13 protein-coding genes are annotated in these 15,269 nt (G+C 53.3%); 6 read left to right on the plus strand and 7 right to left on the minus strand.

Annotated elements, in window-relative coordinates:
• Positions 1–56 precede the first annotated feature (56 nt).
• Together R3I13_RS25475 and pgi are read left to right on the plus strand one after the other, a co-directional pair.
• Positions 57–923: a hypothetical protein gene (locus R3I13_RS25475; RefSeq protein ID WP_346320819.1), complete on the plus strand. Its 867-nt coding sequence runs from the start codon at positions 57–59 to the stop codon at positions 921–923.
• Positions 924–1,001: 78 nt separating this feature from the next.
• Positions 1,002–2,630 carry a glucose-6-phosphate isomerase gene (pgi, locus tag R3I13_RS25480; RefSeq protein ID WP_346320820.1) on the plus strand — a complete coding sequence of 543 codons (1,629 nt, stop codon included), beginning with the start codon at positions 1,002–1,004 and terminating at the stop codon, positions 2,628–2,630.
• A 139-nt stretch (positions 2,631–2,769) separates the two neighbouring features.
• Here pgi and R3I13_RS25485 read toward each other — a convergent pair whose 3' ends face one another.
• Complete coding sequence (locus R3I13_RS25485) at positions 2,770–3,213, minus strand: DUF3276 family protein (RefSeq protein WP_346320821.1); 444 nt, start codon at positions 3,211–3,213, stop codon at positions 2,770–2,772.
• Between the two features lie 164 nt (positions 3,214–3,377).
• The gene (locus R3I13_RS25490; RefSeq protein ID WP_346320822.1) at positions 3,378–5,174 is read right to left on the minus strand and encodes an ABC transporter ATP-binding protein; all 1,797 of its coding nucleotides are present in this window, start codon (positions 5,172–5,174) and stop codon (positions 3,378–3,380) included.
• Between the two features lie 143 nt (positions 5,175–5,317).
• Between R3I13_RS25490 and R3I13_RS25495 the strand changes: the two genes are divergently transcribed.
• A complete protein-coding gene (locus R3I13_RS25495) occupies positions 5,318–6,661 on the plus strand; it encodes a DUF418 domain-containing protein (protein WP_346320823.1) in 1,344 nt (447 codons plus the stop codon).
• 74 nt (positions 6,662–6,735) lie between these two features.
• Here R3I13_RS25495 and R3I13_RS25500 read toward each other — a convergent pair whose 3' ends face one another.
• Entirely contained in the window at positions 6,736–7,560 is an 825-nt protein-coding gene (locus R3I13_RS25500) for a M57 family metalloprotease (protein ID WP_346320824.1), read from the minus strand.
• Between the two features lie 213 nt (positions 7,561–7,773).
• The gene (locus R3I13_RS25505; RefSeq protein ID WP_346320825.1) at positions 7,774–8,019 is read right to left on the minus strand and encodes a hypothetical protein; all 246 of its coding nucleotides are present in this window, start codon (positions 8,017–8,019) and stop codon (positions 7,774–7,776) included.
• Between the two features lie 24 nt (positions 8,020–8,043).
• On the opposite strand from R3I13_RS25505, the gene R3I13_RS25510 reads away from it, so the two are divergent.
• Complete coding sequence (locus R3I13_RS25510) at positions 8,044–10,623, plus strand: S8 family peptidase (RefSeq protein WP_346320826.1); 2,580 nt, start codon at positions 8,044–8,046, stop codon at positions 10,621–10,623.
• A gap of 62 nt (positions 10,624–10,685) precedes the next feature.
• Here the strand turns inward: R3I13_RS25510 and R3I13_RS25515 are convergent, their stop codons facing one another.
• A complete protein-coding gene (locus R3I13_RS25515; RefSeq protein ID WP_346320827.1) occupies positions 10,686–11,618 on the minus strand; it encodes a phosphoribosylaminoimidazolesuccinocarboxamide synthase in 933 nt (310 codons plus the stop codon).
• 79 nt (positions 11,619–11,697) lie between these two features.
• Between R3I13_RS25515 and R3I13_RS25520 the strand changes: the two genes are divergently transcribed.
• Together R3I13_RS25520 and R3I13_RS25525 are read left to right on the plus strand one after the other, a co-directional pair.
• Positions 11,698–11,952 carry a hypothetical protein gene (locus R3I13_RS25520; protein ID WP_346320828.1) on the plus strand — a complete coding sequence of 85 codons (255 nt, stop codon included), beginning with the start codon at positions 11,698–11,700 and terminating at the stop codon, positions 11,950–11,952.
• 4 nt (positions 11,953–11,956) lie between these two features.
• Positions 11,957–12,634: an MgtC/SapB family protein gene (locus R3I13_RS25525; protein ID WP_346320829.1), complete on the plus strand. Its 678-nt coding sequence runs from the start codon at positions 11,957–11,959 to the stop codon at positions 12,632–12,634.
• Here R3I13_RS25525 and R3I13_RS25530 read toward each other — a convergent pair whose 3' ends face one another.
• Both R3I13_RS25530 and R3I13_RS25535 read right to left on the minus strand, forming a co-directional pair.
• A complete protein-coding gene (locus tag R3I13_RS25530; RefSeq protein ID WP_346320830.1) occupies positions 12,635–13,543 on the minus strand; it encodes an EamA family transporter in 909 nt (302 codons plus the stop codon).
• Between the two features lie 58 nt (positions 13,544–13,601).
• Positions 13,602–15,242 (minus strand): hypothetical protein, encoded by a 1,641-nt coding sequence (locus tag R3I13_RS25535; RefSeq protein WP_346320831.1) that lies wholly within the window; start codon positions 15,240–15,242, stop codon positions 13,602–13,604.
• Between the last annotated feature and the right edge of the window lie 27 nt (positions 15,243–15,269).

Below are 15,269 nucleotides of genomic sequence, written 5' to 3' on the forward strand. Positions count from 1 at the left end.
CGCAAAGATAAATCATTATTAATGAATTATGAAACCGCGTAAGCGGCTCATTTTTAATGCGTAAATTAGAACTGGAAAGATTTTTGCTGGAATTCAAACCAAACCCGAACCCAATGGAAACCCGCATGAGCCTCCCCCATTTCCGTCAGCAGACCTCTTTTAACCTGATCGCCCTGCTGGTGGTGATCGGCGTGAATGTGATGGCCAATACCGCCACGCTGAACGGCGTTACCACGGGGGAGATATCAAACCGGTACCCGAGCCTCTTCACCCCGGCCAATGTTACTTTTTCCATCTGGAGCGTTATTTACCTGGGATTGCTGGGGTTCGCCGGCTACCAGCTGTGGCTTTCCTTCACCAAAGGCCACGAAGCGGAACTAAGCGCGTTCATCGCGCGCATGAAATACTGGTTCCTGCTGAACTGCCTGGCCAATGCCTGCTGGCTGTTCGCCTGGCATTACGAGCAGATATGGCTTTCGCTCCTCTTCATGTTCCTTCTCCTGTTCACATTGGGGAAAATTCACGCCAGTTTCGGTATAGCCCACCCCGGTGCCCCCCTGCGGGAAAAGATCTTTATTCATTTTCCATTCGGCGTATACCTGGGCTGGATCGTGATAGCCTCCATCGCCAACATATTCGCGTTCCTGACCTCCATCGGCTGGTCCGGCTGGGGCTTCAGCCAGGCGGCCTGGGCCATCACCGGCATGATCGTCGGTACGCTGGCCGCGCTGTTCATGATCTTCCGGCACAACAACATCTGGTACGGCGTGGCCAGCATCTGGGGCTTTTATGGCATTATCCTGAAGCGGGAGTCGCCTCTCACGGCAAACTCCGCTCCCATCATCGCCGCCGGCACGCTGGTGATCGCCGTGCTGGTATTGTCCGTTCTCATGCAATTGTTGCGGAAACGCCCGCTTCTGTAAATCATCGCTTTCATCTTTGGGTCCGCCTGCGTATTTTTGGGTGAATCATTAACTGCAATAACAGATAAAAGATAGATCATGTTCTCATCCGTAAAGCCTGATGCCACCAAAGCCTGGCAACAACTACAATCCCACGCGGCAGTGATGCGCGAAAAACACATACGGGCCCTGTTTGCGGCCGATCCCGGCCGCTTCAGGGATTTTTCGCTGCAATTTGAAGACATCCTGTTCGATTATTCCAAGAACCTCATCGATAAAGAAACGCTGCAGCACCTGCAGGCGCTGGCAAAGGAATGCAAGGTAGACGAAGCCATCAAAGCCATGTTCGGCGCTGAGAAGATCAACGCCACGGAAGGCCGAGCCGTGCTGCACACCGCCCTGCGCAATACTTCCAATACGCCCGTTGTGCTGGATGGCAAAGACGTAATGCCGGACGTGAATGCCGTGCTGCAGCAGATGAAGGACTTCTGCGCCCGCGTGCACAGCGGTGAATGGAAAGGATTTTCGGGTAAGCGTATCCGTTATATCGTAAACATCGGCATCGGCGGCTCCGACCTCGGCCCGGTAATGGTTACCGAAGCGCTGAAACCTTACTGGGTGGAAGGTATCCAGACCTGGTTCGTATCCAATGTAGACGGTACGCACATCGCCGAAACGCTCAAAAAAGTAAAAGCAGACGAAACGCTTTTCCTTATCGCCTCCAAAACTTTCACTACCCAGGAAACCATGACCAACGCGCATTCCGCGCGCAGCTGGTTCCTGGACAACGGGGGGTCTGAAAAAGACATCGCCCTGCATTTCGCCGCGTTATCTACCAACGAAAAAGCGGTGACCGCCTTCGGCATAGACGCGAAGAACATGTTCGCCTTCTGGGATTGGGTGGGCGGCCGTTACAGCCTTTGGAGCGCCATCGGCCTGTCTATCGCCCTCACCATCGGTTACGACCATTTCGCTGCGCTGCTGGATGGCGCACATGCCACAGACGTTCATTTCCGCGACACGCCGTTTGAGCAGAACATCCCGCTCATCATGGCACTCATCGGCATATGGTACGGCAATTTCTTCGACGCCCAATCTGAGGCCATCCTGCCTTACGACCAGTATATGCACCGGTTTGCAGCCTATTTCCAGCAGGGGAATATGGAAAGCAATGGCAAAAGCACCAGCCGCAGCGGCCAGCCCGTGACCTGGCAAACCGGCCCCGTGGTATGGGGCGAACCCGGCACTAATGGCCAGCATGCGTTCTACCAGCTCATCCACCAGGGCACTAAAATGATCCCCTGCGACTTCATAGCGCCCGCCATCAGCCACAATCCTATCGGCGACCACCATCCCAAGCTGCTGAGCAATTTTTTCGCGCAAACGGAGGCGCTGATGAACGGGAAAACCGCGGAAGAGGTAAAGGCCGAAGGCACGCCGGAAGAACTGGTGCCTTACAAAGTTTTCAGCGGCAACCGCCCTACCAATTCCTTCCTGCTGAAAAAGATAACACCCCGCAGCCTGGGCTCCCTCATCGCGATGTACGAACACAAGATCTTCGTGCAGGGCGTGATCTGGGACATCTACAGCTTCGACCAATGGGGCGTGGAGCTGGGCAAGCAGCTGGCCAACCGGATATTGCCGGAATTAAGCGACAGCGGAACGGTTTCCAGCCATGATTCTTCCACCAACGGGCTGATCAATGCATATAAGCACTGGCGGTCGTAAAACATATGATCCATTCAAAAAAGAAAGCCCCCGGAAAACAACCGGGGGCTTTCTTTCAGGCCATACGGAAAATGAAGGCATAAAAAAACCTCCGGGCTTCCGGAGGTTAAGTATCTTAGTTGACAGGGAGAAAGAATTTTTACCATTTATCCACATCCTCTCCGGAGGGAGCCTGGACCTCAGCTTCAGCTTCAGCAGCTACCTCGGTGTGTTGTGCACGAACGGGTGCAGAAACTTCGGATACCACACCTTCACCATCCTGCTCGTCTTCGCGGGATTCAGAATAATCATGGTTGTAAGCATCAAAGTCGAAATCGGGCATCAACTCGGTTTTTACGTAGTTGATGGTTTCGGTTAAAGCATTGAGAAACTTGTTAAAGTCTTCTTTGTACAGGAATACTTTATGCCTGTCGTAACCGTTATCGTTGAAACGTTTTTTACTTTCGGTGATAGTCAGAAAGTAGTCGTTGCCCCGAGTAGTTTTTACATCAAAGAAATAAGTTCTTCTTTTGCCCGCTTTCAATCGCTTGGAAAAGATGCTGTCATTGTTTCTTTCCTGTTGATTGTTGTTTTCGTACGCCACAGTTGATAGATTTAAGTGTTAACGAATCAAATCCTGTTTGAATGATCAATAATCAACAAATATACTATTGTTTTACAAATATCAAAATAATTTTAAATGATTTTGAAAAATCATCTTATATTTCGCGCAAAGCTTGATGGTAGCGGTTTACAACCCAATGACATTTACTCGTTTATGCGTTCTTCTTCCCCCGATTGCTGACGGGCATACAGCTCGGCATAATACCCATTCCTTGACAATAATTCTTCATGTGTCCCGCTTTCCACCATCCTCCCTTCGTCCAGCACAATGATCCGGTCGAACGTAAAAAGCGAGAAAATACGGTGCGTGATGATAATGGCCGTTTTATGTTTCAGGTAAGCATACAGGTTGCCGATGATCTCCTTTTCCGTGCGGGCGTCTACGGCTGAAAGGCAGTCGTCGAACAGCATGATATCCGGGTTGCGGATGAGGCCGCGGGCAATGGATACGCGCTGCTTCTGGCCGCCGCTGAGGGTTACGCCCCGCTCCCCCACTACAGTGTTGAACCCTTCGGGGAAAGCCAGGATGTCTTTCTCCACGGAAGCCTGCCGGGCCGCCAGCTGCACGGATTCCTCGTTGGCCGTGGGTTCACCGAAGCGGATATTGTTGGTGATGGTATCGGAGAACAGGAACACGTCCTGCGGCACATAGCTGATCTGGTTGCGCAGCACGGAGAGTTTCAGGCTGCGGATGTCGTACCCGTCTATCGTGATCTTCCCTTCCTGCGGGTCGTACATGCGGATGAGCAGCTGCGCCAGGGTGGATTTGCCGGCGCCCGTACGGCCGATGATGGCCACTTTCTGCCCGGGCTGTATAGTAAGATCAAAATCCTTCAGCGCCTGGATGCCTGTATGCGGGTAGGTGAAAGACACGTTCTGGAAGCGGATCTCCCCTTGCAGGGATACCGTGCGGGCATCCGGGCGGTCATGTATCTGCGGCCTTTCATCCAGGAACTCGTTGATGCGCTGCTGCGAAGCCGCCGCCCGCTGTATCATGGATGCCACCCAGCCGATGGAAAAGAACGGGAACGTAAGCATGTTCACATACAACACGAACTCCGCCAGGTTGCCGATCGTGATATTCCCTTTGATCACCTGCATGCCGCCGATGAAAATGGTCAGGATCACGCTCAGCCCGATCATCAGCATCATGGCCGGCTGGTAGAGGGCGTCGGTTTTAGCAAGACTGATAGAGCTTTTTTTGTACGCTTCGCTGGCCTCTTCGAAGTGCTGCGCGCTGGGTTCTTCCTGCACATATGATTTGATCACACGGATGCCGGAGTAGTTCTCCTGCGCCACAGATGTAATATTGCTGAGCTGCGACTGTATGCGTTCGCTTTTGCTGTGGATAACACTGTTCACGAAATAAATAGTGAGCGCCAGCAAAGGCAGCGGGCTGAGCGTGTAAAGCGTCAGCACGGGGTTTACGGACCACATCAGCCAGATGATGATCACCATCATGATGATGGTACGGGCGGCGTACATCAGCGCGGGGCCCACGTACATGCGCACGCGCGACACATCTTCCGTGATGCGGCTCATCATATCGCCCGTACGGTTCATTTTGAAAAAGTTAAGGTCCAGCCGCTGGTACTGCTGGAAGATCTCGTTCTTCAGGTCGTATTCGATGTGGCGGCTCATCACGATGAGGGTTTGCCTTTGCAGGAACATAAAGAACCCGCTGAGCAATGCCATGCCCAGGATAGAGAGGCCATAAAAAGCAAGCGTGCCTGAAAACACCGACCGGAAGGGCGTTTTCAGGTCTGAATCGCTGATCATCCGGTAGTTTTTCAGGTTCTGGTCCAGCAAGTCGAATATCTGCCTGACCAGTATGGGCTGGAAAACACTGAATACGATGGAGATGGAAGTGAAAAGCATTCCCAGCAGGAAAAGCCATTTATATTTGACGAAGTATTTGTTGAGCGCTGCGAGATGTTGCATACAAGATAAAGTCTTCCTAATGGTTCCGTTTAAGCCTTACAAATGTAGGCAAAGCCGGTCATTTTTAAACAGCACTTTCACGGCGGCATGAGAGAATTTACTTATATTTAGCAAAACCAGCGAACCCAGAAACCCATACCCGTATGTCAACTCCAGCTTTTGCCCTTCCCACGCAACAATCGGAACGGCTCCAGATCATAGACAGCCTGCGCGGCGTTGCGCTGTTAGGCATTTTACTGATGAACATTCCCTTCTTCGGCATGCCGGACCAGATGGACTTCGACCTCCGGCTGCGTAACGAGCTTTCCGGCCCTAATTATTACGCCTGGTGGATCGTGCGCCTGTTCTTCGAAGGCACTATGCGCGGCTTTTTCAGCCTCCTGTTCGGCGCAGGCTGTGTGCTGCTGCTGGAAAGGCTTGAAAAAAGACCTCCCGGCGCAGTGTCTCCCGCAGACATTTACTACCGCCGCCTGCTCTGGTTGCTGCTTTTCGGGTTGATAGACGCCAACGTGCTGCTCTGGAACGGTGATGTGCTCTATGTCTACGCCGCCGGCGGCCTGCTGCTTTATCCTTTCCGTCATGCCAAACCCAGGCTCCTGCTCATGATGGCGGTCATTGCCCTGGCGGTCGGCACTTTCAAAGGCACCATGAACCTGTATGAACAAAAAGCAAAACGCACCAAAGGCGAATATGCCCTGCAGCTGGAAAAACAAAAAGTAAAGCTCACCGAACAGCAAAAAGAAGACAAAGAAAAATGGGAGAAATATCAAAAAGAACATACCCGCGAAGCGAAGCTGAAAGAAGCGCAGGAAGAGGTGGACGCCTACCAGGGCAGCTATCTCACCACCCTGCGGCATATTTACCCCAGGAACGAAGAATTCCAGTCGTTCAGCGTTTACAATTTCTTTTTCTGGGATCTGATGGTGTGTTTCTTTTTAGGCATGTATTTCTACAGGACCGGCGTGCTCACAGGCCTGAAGCCGGTATCGTTCTATTGGAAGCTCATGCTGGCGGGCTATGCGCTGGGGTTGCCGCTTAACTCTTGGATACTTAGTTCCATCTTCCGCCTTGATTTTGATTCGACACGGGTGGCGGACAATATGTTCATCAGCTGGTATGAGATCCGGCGGATACTCTTGCTGCTGGGGCACCTGGGGCTGCTGATGCTGCTGTACAAATATGGCCTGGCCACGGGATTTTTTAAAAAGATGGCAGCCGTCGGGCAAATGGCCTTTACTAATTACCTGATGCAAAGCATTATCTGCGGTTTTATTTTTTATGGTGTAGGACTGCGCTGGTATGGCGCGGTGGAAAGATACGAACTGTACCTTATCACTTTTGGCATATGGATCTTCCAGGTCATTTTCAGCAACGTATGGCTGAAACACTATCGTTTCGGGCCGCTGGAGTGGGTTTGGCGCAGCCTCACGTACTGGAAAAAACAGCCGTTCAAACGAAGCACGCCGGCGGTGGCGGACCTAGCATAAACGTGCGCTGAAGGCATAAAAAAGAGGCTGCTCCATCCTGTAAGGGCAGCCTCTTTCCTATTTTTACCGGTGGATCAATACAGGTAGTTCAGCGCGATGATATCATTCGCGTTGAAGGTCCGGTTGCCGCCATTGGAGCAGGCCAGCATCCAGGAGCCGGAATCGGGGCCGGTGGGCGTGCCCGGGATGTGCACGGCGCCTACCCCTGCGCTGCCTTCATTGCCGCCGCTGCCGCAGCTGAATGCGCGGTTCATATAATCCGTATGGCGGAAGCCGATGCAATGGCCCAGCTCATGCTGGATAACGGAACCCACGTACTGCACGTCAGGGTTGGTGCCGTAAGCCTGCGGATGGGTATTCATGCTGATGCTTCCATAAGGATCGCCGTTCCTCTTGGGGAAACCGGCAGAGCCCAGCGTGATGAAGCCGCCGCTGGGGCCTTCATAAAAACCTTTGATGACAATATCAGCCCGGCCGCTGGTGATCCGCTTGAAAGTAATATTCAGCCCCAGGGCATTGTACCGCTGGATCGCCAGGTCTGTGCCATCAACGAAAGCGGTGCCGAGATTGGAAACCTGGATGCTGATGACCCTGGGCAGGCTTTTTACGAGGTTGTTGGTCCGGTACTGTTCCACTTCGGCGATGCGTACATTGGGCGTGGAAGATTCTGTGGTGAGCGTTTCCTGGTCCAGGAAAATGTCGTTTTCTACAATGTAGCCGCCGTTCCAGGCCCGCACATTTTCTGTGCTGAACCCTTTCGCTTTGATCTGGGCAAGCGTTTCTTCGGAAACCTGGCCCTGGGCGCTGGTTTCAGTCTTCTGGTCTTTTTGGCAGGCGGCGAGGGTTACGATCGCCGCAACGAACAGGATGGAAAAAATAAAACTGTTTTGCTTCTTCATAGCATTCAGATTTTGGGTTTTTGAAAATGAAAAAAATAAAAAAGTATATCCGTTACCGTGATGCTCCTTCACGGCGGATCAAAAAACAACAGGACTATAAATCCGCCTGCTGGAATACTCTCCGGCAGGGATTTACGGGTTAATAAAAGATTTTTAAGTTAAGCCTGATTGAATGTGGATTTTAGATCTTCGGTTTAGATTATAAGTGCTCTCTTAAGGTCTTTCGTAGTCAATAATACTATTTTTTTTCATGATAAAAAAAAATGATAGTTTTAGTGCATGCGCAATTTTTTTAACCTGCTTCGCCTGACGTTGACCCTCTGCGCCTGGGCCACCACCTTTTCTTTGCGGCTTGCCGCCCAGCAGCCGGACATCATACGCCGTTATGCCGTTTCCACGCAGGATACTTCCGGTCGCAATAAAACTGCCCGCAGTACCACGCCGTTTTTTCTCGTACATGCAGCCGCCGGAAAATTGCAATCGATGCAAATCAAACGTTCCCTCACACCTTACTTCCATATCGTGCAAAACCGCCCGGCAGACAGCAGCATCGTATACTGGCCGGCCAACAGCAACTGGAAAGCTTCCGAAACGCTGCTGCTCGCGGTGGAAGCAGCAAAAGAAAAAGACAGCATCTTCGTTCTGTCTGGTATTTCTCCTCATGCCCGTTTTGTAAGATGGGAAACAAAAGGCCACACGGCCTTGCAGAAAGTGGCGAAAAAGGATTGGGGAAAATTCATCAGCGACACAGCCATCGCGTTCGCGGATACCCGCCGCATTGCGAAGCCGGAGATACTCATTACGTCTACCGATCCGGGGCTCAACCGCATTTCCACTGTATGGCAGCAGCTGCCTGCATTGCGGGGCAACGGCCTCCGGGTGTCTGTCAAAGAAACACTTTTCGACACAACGGATACAGACCTCCTGCAACGTTACATTCCCACTGCGCTGGCGGCAGAACTGATGGAGCCGCATTCCACGATCATGGCCACCTTCATTGCCGGCGCGGGAAATTCAGGCGCGGCGGGCAGAGGCGTGGCGCCAGGCGCCTTGCTGGCTTCTTCTTCGTTCGATCGTTTGTCTGCCGACGACGTTACCTATTTCACGCAGCATGGCATTGCCCTGCAAAATCATTCTTACGGCACGGGCATCGAAAATTATTACGGGTTGGAGGCCGTTGCGTACGACGAACAGGTGTACGGGGCGGACACGCTGCTGCATGTATTTTCTTCCGGCAACAGCGGGCAGCAAACCTCCGCCACCGGGCCTTACAGCGGTGTGGCGGGCTGGGCCAACCTGAGCGGTACTTTCAAGCAAGCGAAGAATGTACTGGTGGCGGGCGGCACAGAAAGCAACAACGCAGTGCCGGCCGCCAGCTCCAAAGGACCTGCGTACGATGGCCGCATTAAGCCGGAGATCGTTGCTTACGGGAAAGACGGCACTTCCGGCGCGGCGGCGCTCGTATCGGGTACAGCCCTCCTGCTGCAGCAGATCTACCGCGAACAACACGCCTCCCTCCCGCCGGCTTCACTGCTGAAAGCTGTGCTGGTCAATAGTGCAGACGATATAGCGCAGCCCGGCGCAGACCATAGCAGCGGGTTCGGGGCGCTGAACGCCTGGGAAGCCGCGCAAACCCTCATCAACAGCCGGTTCGCCATTGCAGGGGTTAGTAATGCCAATGAATATATGCAAACGCTGGAAATACCCTCCGCCACTGCATTCTGCAAAATAACACTCTCATATACAGACCCGCCCGCTGCAATAAACAGCCTGCAGGCGCTGGTCAACGATCTTGATCTCTATTTGTCAGACGCAGCGGGCAATATTCACCTGCCCTGGATTTTGCGCACCGAACCCAATGCCGCAGCCCTCGCGGCGCCCGCGCAGCGCGGCCGGGACAGCATTAATAATACCGAACAGGTTTTCATTTCGCTGCCCGCCGCGGGTACTTACATCATTCATGTAAAGGGCACACGGGTAACCGCCAGCACGCAAAAGTTCACCATAGCCTGGCAGCTTATGCCGCAGGATCATTTTGAATGGCAAAGCCCCGCGGAAAATGAGGCCATCCCCGGCGGGGAAATCATGGCGCTCCGCTGGAAAAGCTCCATCACCACCAAAGGCATGGCTTCGTACAGCCTTGACAACGGCGCCAGCTGGCAGCCCATTGGCGACAGCACCGGGCTTCTGCAGGACGGTCTTTCCTGGCCCGTACCCAACGTGCTTTCCCCCGCCCTGCTGAAAATGGAAACCGCCGGGCGCACGTTCATCAGCCCGCCGTTCATGGTTTCGCCGCTGCTGCGGCTGCAAACAGGCTTCAATTGCGCAGACTCTGCCATGATCTCCTGGAACACTCTCAGCGGCGCTTCGCATTATATCATTTACGGCCTTTCCGGGCCTGCAATGACCGCTTTCGCGCAAACAACCGATACTTTCCTCGTATTACAGAAAAACGCCGCGCTGCCCGGTTATTTTGCCGTGCAGCCCATTGCCAATGGCCAGCCGGGACTGACCAGCAACAGCATCCCTTATGCAAACCAGGGCCTGGATTGTTATGCCCGGCAATTTACCGCAGACCTGCTGGAAGACGGGCAGGTATTGCTCCAGCTTCAGCTGGGCAGCACCTACGGCCTTCGGCAGCTCAGCTGGGAGCGCCTGCAAAAGCAGGAATGGCTGAGCCTCGGCAGGCAAGCCGTTTCATCCGCCCTCAGCTATTCCATGCGCGATGGGCAGCCGCCTGAAGGCATCGTGTATTACCGCGCCGCGCTGGAAACGCTCCAGGGCAGCTTGATCTATACAGACCCTGTGGCCGTGAACATATTGCAGCGCGGAGATTTCCTCATCTTCCCCAACCCCGCCGCCCGCACGCTGCAGCTGCTCAGCCGCAACATCCTGGGCCGCGACCTGTACATCCTCAACGCACAGGGCCGTATCGTGAAGCAGGTGAAAGTGACAGACCTGCAACAGGCCATCCTGCTGGATGGCTTGCCTGCGGGCAGCTACTGGTGCGTGATCTATGAGGGCGCGCAAAAAGTATTTACGGCGCCGTTCATCAGGTTGTGATCATGGCTGCCCATAAAAAAAGGGCGGTTGCCCGCCCTTTCCTGTTTTATACCTGCCAAAAATTATTTCATGCCATTCAGCACTTCAATAATCTTTTTCTCTGAATCTTCCTTGCTTACATTTTCTTTTTTGAATTGCTGGCCGGTGATGTTCTCGAACAGCTCGATGTAACGGTTGGTCACGCTTTCCACGAAGGCGTCAGTCATTTCGGGCACCTGCTGGCCGTCTTTGCCCTGGAATCCGTTCTCCATGAGCCATTCGCGTACAAACTCCTTGCTGAGCTGCTTTTGCGGCTCGCCGGCCTTTTGTTTTTCCTCGTAACCTTCCGCGTAGAAGAAACGGGAAGAATCCGGCGTGTGAATTTCGTCGATCAGGTAAATGGTATCGCCGATCTTGCCGAATTCGTATTTCGTGTCCACCAGGATCAGGCCGCGTTTGGCAGCCAGTTCGCGGCCGCGCTGGAACAGGGCGAGGGTGTACTTTTCCAGTTGCTCGTAATCTTCCCTGCTCACCAGGCCGCTGGAAATGATCTCTTCGCGGGAAATATCCTCGTCGTGCCCCTCGTGCGCCTTGGTGGTGGGGGTAATGATCGGGGAAGCGAAATAATCATTTTCTTTCAGGCCTTCAGGCAGGGCCACGCCGCAAAGCTCGCGTTTGCCGCTTTTGTAGGTACGCCATGCATGGCCGGTAAGATTGCCGCGCACTACCATTTCAACGGGGAAGGTCTCGCATTTCAGTCCTACGGTAGCATTCGGCAGCGGTACGGATTTCACCCAGTTGGGCACAATATCCTTCGTAGCATCCAGCATAATGGCCGCGATCTGGTTCAGCACCTGACCCTTGTAAGGGATAGGGCGCGGAAGCACCACGTCGAATGCGGAAATACGGTCGCTTACAAACATCACCATCCATTTATCTTCAATGGTGTAAACGTCTCTTACCTTACCTTTATAAAAGGCAGTCTGATGAGGAAAATTAAATGTAGACTCTAACATGCCGGTTTTTTTTAATAGATTACCTTTTTCAGTGCTGCAAAAATAGGCCAGCCAGGGTTAATTTTACAAAGCAATTTTTATGAATACGCCCGAACCCGCATATACGCCCATCAATTGTGATTATTACGACCGCCTGGAGGCCTGGGCAACCATGCGCACCGTTTGCCTGTTAAAGTTCTACGACGAAGAAGGAAAGGAACATGAGGTCTCTGCCGTGATCAAAGACCTTTACGTGCTGAATAAGGCAGAGTATTTGCTGGCTGATAACGGGCTGGTGATCAGGCTGGACAGGCTGATAGCCGTGAACAACATTCCCGTTCCTCAAAGCTGTTGATCTGATGGAAATATCGCATGACATAGCCGGCGTGATGATCATCCGCCTGCTGGCCGCCACGCTGGCGGGCTTCCTGCTGGGCCTCGAAAGGGAGATCCACCGGAAGGCTGCGGGCGTACGCACCATTTCGCTGATCTGCATCAGCTCCGCCCTCTTTACCATGCTGAGCCAGCAGGTGGGCGGCGGCGTATCGGCAGACCGCATTGCCTCCAACATCCTTACCGGCGTGGGTTTCATTGGCGCGGGCGTGATCTTCAGGGGCGGCTTTACGATAGACGGCATCACCACTGCCGCCGTGATATGGATCTCTGCCGCAATCGGCATGGCTGTTGGCACAGGGCAGTACATTACGGCTTCGGCCGCTGTGGTCATCACCCTGCTCGCCCTGTGGATGTTTTCCTACGCGGAAGACCTGATCGTGAGCCGAAGGGAAAGGAAATATTACGCAGTGAAATACCGTCAGAAAGCTTTCAGCCAAGAAGCCCTGGAGGCGCTTTTCCACAGCCACAAGCTGAATTATACCCGGCTCACCACTGGAAAATATACGGACGATAAAACGGGGGACGTGATCTTTGAAGGCAAATACGAGATCCGCGGACCTGACGGCCTGATCGCCCAAATGAACGACCACCTGCTGCAGCACCCGGACGTGATACAGTTCGACGTGGAGCTGGCCAAATAACTACTTCTTCCGGATGGTCATCAGCACCACTCCCGCTATTACGATCACAGAACCAATGAAAGCATGCGTGCTGAGGGTTTCTCCCAGGAATGCCCATCCCAAAATGAGCGCCACTACGGGATTCACATAGGCATAGGTGGCGGAAACCTGCGTAGGCGCATTGTTTACCAGCCAGCTGAAAGCCGTATACCCCACCAGGGACCCGAATATCACCAGGTATGCAATGGCGGTCCAGGTGCGGGTGGTCATGGCCTGGAACGCAGCCTGCTGGTCACTTTCCAGCAATGCGCTCAGTATGATGGAGCAGATCACCCCGGAAAGCATCTGTATGCCCGAGGAAGTGAGCTGGCGGGGCGTATCCAGACGCGGCGACAATAAAGACCCGAAGGCCCATGCAATGGAACCGCCTGTGAGCACAAGGATGGGCCACAGCGGGTAATTTCGTATAACCGTATCCGGGTGAATAATATAGAAGGGATCAAAAATGCAGAAAAGTCCCACGAAACCCAGCACCAGCCCCCAAAGGGTCAATGCCCCCGGGCGTTGTTTCGAAAAAAACAGCCAGTCCAGCCCGATGAACCACGCCGGCAACGCGGCAATGAACAGCGCTACCAGCCCTGAAGGCATATATTTCAGCGACAGCGCCACACTGCTGTTGCCCATGCCTATCAACAATACGCCTATGATGGAGGCGTTGATCCACTGTTTGCGGGTGGGTTTCTCTTTCTCTACGGCAAAACCGATGGCCAGCATAATGCTGCCCGCAAAAATGAAACGGATCACAGAGAGGAAAAACGGCGGCAGCACCTCCGTTACGATCTTCACGCCCAGGTAAGTGGAACCCCAGAGGATGTATACCAGGCCGAGCGCCAGGATGAGCTTAGGTTTGTTAGAGCCGGTTGTATTCATAATGCCAGGGTTCCCCGGCGGACTGTTACCACCGGGAAACCGGGCGCAAACTTACATGTTATTTTACAAAAACCTTGATAGTCGCACTGGTGGTGGGTCTGCGGGGTGCCAGGAAACTATCCACCTGCCGGTAGTGTTTCCGCAGTTCATCCTGGATAGCCCAGGGAAAGAAATTATTATGCCTGGGCATATCCTCATACAGCACCAGGTCGTAATGTTTCTGACGGATCTTTTTAATATAACCATCCAATTGCTGGTTGAACATGCCCACTCCCAGGTGATGCCAGAGCGGGATATTCCCGCCGGTCTCCAGTGGATAGCCGATGGCATGGTCCAGCGGGGTAAGCTCGGTAAGGTTCAGCACCCTGGCTTCTTTGCCCTTCTTCGCTTCCGGCATGGCCATAATACGGTCGATGCCTTCTTTTGTAGATGCAGGCATGTATATTTTCCTGAATTCCGGCAGGGAGGAGAATACCCATTGCGATACAGGTACGTCGGCCGTATCGGTGGTAAACTGGTAATTACTGCGGCCTACGACATTTTCTCCTGTTGGCCCCGTGCGGATCGCCTCACTATTGTCGTCCCCGGGGAAAAGACGGTCCACAATGCGGCCGGCGTACCTGTAGTAAGCCCCTGACCACCAGAAGAGCACCAGCACCGCACTCAGTATAAAAGTCCGCCATTGCTCTGTTTGCAAGCCGAGCAACGGCGCCAGGCTGGTAAAGAGGTAGGCAAAAGCAAAGCTGTGAAAGAAAATATTGTTATCCGGCGGAGTATAACTGGTAACCTGGAACAGCGTGGCTTCCACAAGGATGCCGAGCGTCAGCAGCAGGAAGAGCATCTTTTGTTTGTCCTGCCAGAGCTTTTTCCAGTCACGCAGCGCCGGGATGGTCACTGCTAATACGGCGACGAAATAGAACTTCAGCCATTGGGAGTTATAGAGGAACTCATTGATGATATCGTGGATGGACAGGCGCGAGCTGTGCGGCGGCTGCCCGTGGTTGAACCAGTAACCAAAGCCGTAAGGCACAAAAGGCAGTATAAATGCACAGGCGGCCAGGATGTAGAACCCAATGAAACCTGCCAGCTCCTGCCAGCGTTTTTCCACCAGGCTGTGATACACCAGCAGCGCGAGCGCGAGCAACAGCGCAAGCCCGCCGCCGTCCTGCTTTGTGAAAAAACTGAGGAAGGTGAACAGGGCTGCGGCAAAAAGTGCAGGCCATTTCCAACGGCTGCCATCCTTATTCAACGCGCACAGCAGGAAAGCCAGCCCGGCTAACTGGTAAATGATCACCGTATTGTTGTACCATGGCCAGAAATTAAAAAACGAATAAGAAATCACGAACAGCATCACAGACAGCACCCTTACGCCAGGCGCCACGTCCAGGTGGCGGAGAATACCACGGAAAGAGAAACCGCCTACGATGTTGAGCAGCACCTGGGCTTTCACGAGCGAGATCAGCTGCGGGCCGAAAAGCTTGAAAAAAAGCGCCGGAACCAGCCAGTAACCATAGCCGAGCGGGAGCCCGAAGTCCTTGTAAGGCGCCTGCCCCTCAGACAAGCGGTATGCCCCTTCCCACGACAGGAAGATGTTTACCCGGTAAGGAAATGTGACGAACAATGGAACAAGCGCAAGGCCAATAATGATCAAACTTTCAAGCAGGAGCGCTTTGCGGGGCGTAAGAGCTGGCAGTTTCATGTCTGGGGATAATTTACTAAGAAACAA

It is taken from the genome of Chitinophaga sp. YIM B06452 (assembly GCF_039655965.1).
Classification (GTDB): Bacteria; Bacteroidota; Bacteroidia; order Chitinophagales; family Chitinophagaceae; genus Chitinophaga.